Annotated in this window: 4 protein-coding genes; 1 reads left to right on the forward strand and 3 read right to left on the reverse strand. The window is 62.4% G+C overall.

The features are described from left to right. Positions 1–544: 544 nt before the first annotated feature. The 3 genes from ABVF28_RS17125 to ABVF28_RS17135 all read right to left on the reverse strand — a co-directional run bounded on the left by ABVF28_RS17125 (position 545) and on the right by ABVF28_RS17135 (position 2,063). Positions 545–1,186: an SHOCT domain-containing protein gene (locus ABVF28_RS17125; RefSeq protein ID WP_371031443.1), complete on the reverse strand. Its 642-nt coding sequence runs from the start codon at positions 1,184–1,186 to the stop codon at positions 545–547. An 80-nt stretch (positions 1,187–1,266) separates the two neighbouring features. Beyond that, a complete protein-coding gene (locus ABVF28_RS17130) occupies positions 1,267–1,836 on the reverse strand; it encodes a uracil-DNA glycosylase family protein (protein ID WP_371031444.1) in 570 nt (189 codons plus the stop codon). Between the two features lie 44 nt (positions 1,837–1,880). Beyond that, positions 1,881–2,063 carry a hypothetical protein gene (locus tag ABVF28_RS17135; RefSeq protein WP_371031445.1) on the reverse strand — a complete coding sequence of 61 codons (183 nt, stop codon included), beginning with the start codon at positions 2,061–2,063 and terminating at the stop codon, positions 1,881–1,883. 418 nt (positions 2,064–2,481) lie between these two features. Between ABVF28_RS17135 and ABVF28_RS17140 the strand changes: the two genes are divergently transcribed. Continuing rightward, entirely contained in the window at positions 2,482–2,913 is a 432-nt protein-coding gene (locus ABVF28_RS17140) for a hypothetical protein (protein ID WP_371031446.1), read from the forward strand. Positions 2,914–3,058: the final 145 nt, after the last annotated feature.

Consider the following 3,058-nt stretch of genomic DNA (forward strand, 5'->3'; position numbering starts at 1 on the left):
GGACTCGTACAGATCCACCGCCCGCTGCCGGAACTCGTCCGTGTAGTTCTTCCTAGCCATCCCTTGGATTCTCGCTTCCCCAGCGCCGTGCTGGAATCAGCGTGTCCAAGATCAGGGGTCAAGCGCCGACCGCAACGCGTGCCATGAAACCCACGTTCAGAGCAGCCGCATTGCGGTCGGGCAGTAGTTGGAGACGCTCCGCCGGTTGCGGGACCGTGTCGCTCACCACGACAATCTCTTCCACATCCAACCGGCGCGTCGCTTCAACGACATGCTGTTCTTGCTCGCCAAGATCGACTCTGGCTATCCAGCGATCGCAGAAGCGCGCACCTCGTTGCGACGTTTGCAGGGCGAAGACCTACGCAAAGCTTGGTGAGGACGGGGGCACGTCTCGGGTGCGCTTCGTGCTCAGGATGGGATCTCGTTGGCATCTGACCCGGCCCAGACCACGGAGCCCGGTCGATCTGGTGGCTTCGACAGCCCTGTTCGACTGGTTGACGACCCCGTGCTGCGGTCGGTGCCGGGTCTCGTGCTTTGGTGCTGGTCAGAGCCGAGCGAGCAGTTCGGCTTTTTTGGTGGCGAACTCCTCGTCCGTGAGGATTCCCGCATCTCGAAGTGACGCGAGCTTGTGCAGTTGCTCAGTCACGTCGACCTGAGTGGCAGGGGGTGCCGTGATCTCCTGTGGAGCCTGGGGCCTGGACGGGAATCTGTCTTTCACAAGGTCGGAGACAAGATCGAAGGTCTTGTCCACGATGGTGGGTTGCAGATCCTCCGCCGCTGCCCGAGAAGCGGGCGATGGATCAGCGTTGGGTATGCGAATGTTCTCGAGGACAAGCTCCAGGTGCGTGAAAAGTGCCTCTGGCAGCTTCACGAGTGATTGCTTGCCGTCCGACCAGTCGATGCGGACGAGGCGATCATGCTGTCTGGAGTTGAAGGCCGCACCAACTGCTGCTGAGGCCGCTTTCCCGAAGCGGCCAGGCAACGCCACGCCGGCTGCTGCCTTCCCCATGGCCGTGAATGTGCTGTCCCTGGCCTCCACTGGCGTTTCCTGCCATGAGGTCACAGTCGTTGCGGTGATCCTGCGGCCTTTGATGCCCGTCTGCACGACCAGGTCGCTTCCGAACGTTGCGGTGGTGACGCTCGCGTCCATATACATGCCGCCGACTACACGCCCGAAAGAACTCATGGGAAGACTCTAAGTGTTGATGACAGCAGACCCATACGCTGCCGCTCTACTCGCTGATCGGTAGCGAGCGAGTTCTGCCGTCAGGCGGTGGCGGATTGGCTGAGGAAGTTGCGGAGCGTTGTGAGATGCGAGCTGGCGGCTGAGCGCTTCTCGTAGGGGCCGGGCATGCGGAAGAGGTGTCCGCCCCATGGCGTTGGCTGATTCAGGAACCCAATCTCGCTCTTGCCTCTCATGATCGCGTTCGCAGGGTGGCGGAAGACGCAGATCACGATAGGAACGGCGCGAGCTGCCAGCTGGTTGATCAGGTCGGTTCGCCCATGCTCTTGCTCGATCTGAGTGATGTCGTCTTCCCTGCGGGACGGTCGCTTCACGAGATCGGTGAACCCGACGCCGGCACGCTCGGCTTCGGTCTCGAGGAACGTGCCGCCCTTCGGCGCGTCGAAGAGTCCGGCTTCGACGAGCCGAGCCATCTGACGCTGCCCGACTTGCCCTTGGTAGTAGTGACCAACTTGCACGCTCACTGGAGCCGGATTGAGACCGACAACCATGGCTTTGGGAGCCGCTGGCCAAATGTCGGCCAGCGTGAGCACCTCATGTCCTCGCCACATCAGTCGTTGCTGAAACCCGATCAGCGCATCGGGCTCACGCATGCGTCGCCAGTCTCAGGCTGCTCCCCCGCGGGGTGGGGCGGAGCTCAGGACTTGCGAGGGACATGCGCGCGAACGTCATCGGCCTGCTCTTCGTCGAGAATCCAACGCTGATACTTCGGGTGATCCGGGTACTTCGCACGAAGGTAGTCGCGTACGACCCGCCCAGCTCGATCCTCGTCGACGTACCCGAGCTCGCGCGCCAGTTCTGCTGGACTGTATGTCGCCATACCGAGACCCTACGGCCTCGAAGGGCAACGCAACCCTCACCTCGCTGTATTGGATTTGTGCGGCGATAAAAGCGAACGAGGATGGGAAGTAGCCCAAGGCCTCTGAACTCCGGACCGCGCAATCGATGCAGATAGCTCGGACTCGTCGACCGCAAGACGGCAACCATCGTCGGAGCAGCACGGGCAGCAGTCATCGAGCCACGTGCTGGACACCTCGCTAGCACCGGCGACCAAGACTCCATTGAGGAACACCAGAACTCGGCATCGCAGACCATGAGTACCGTGAAATTCCCCGGGGAGAGAGACCGGTGCTCTCCTCGGGTAGCGTCATCCACGAGCGCCGAGCTGGCGCTTGTGCTCGACGGGCATGACCGGCCGAGGCCGCAAACCTGCACCGGAAATCAGCAGAAGGATCACCATGAATCGTCGTCTCAGCCCCGCTCGAGCGCTCCTTCCAATGTTGCTGATCGGCGCGGGCCTCGTCGGGTGCTCTTCCTCGACGTCCGACGCTGAAGCGACCCCGACGCCCACATCCGTCGAGGCAGTCTCGTACGGGACCGTTCAAGAGTTCGCAGACGCGCTCGAGGCGGCGGGGGCGGACTGCCGCTTCGAGCAAACGAACGCCGTCACGAACGCCGCCGAATCGGGCAGCTGCGGCAGCAGCCTGACGCTCATGACCTTCACCGGAACCGAGAGTCGCGACGCGAGCATCGAAGACCTCAAGAGCTTCGGATCAGTCATCGGCACGTACCTCCTCGTGGGGCCGAACTGGGTGCTGAACGGCGAGGGATCGGCCGAGTACAAGGACGCACTCGGCGGCACCGTCGTTACCGTTGACCCAGAGAACTGAGACACTCGGATCTAGGAAGGCGCTTGACCCCTGATCTTGGACACGCTGATTCCAGCACGGCGCTGGGGAAGCGAGAATCCAAGGGATGGCTAGGAAGAACTACACGGACGAGTTCCGGCAGCGGGCGGTGGATCTGTACGAGTCC

This window comes from Pseudoclavibacter sp. JSM 162008, from assembly GCF_041366455.1.
Lineage (GTDB): Bacteria > Actinomycetota > Actinomycetes > Actinomycetales > Microbacteriaceae > Pseudoclavibacter.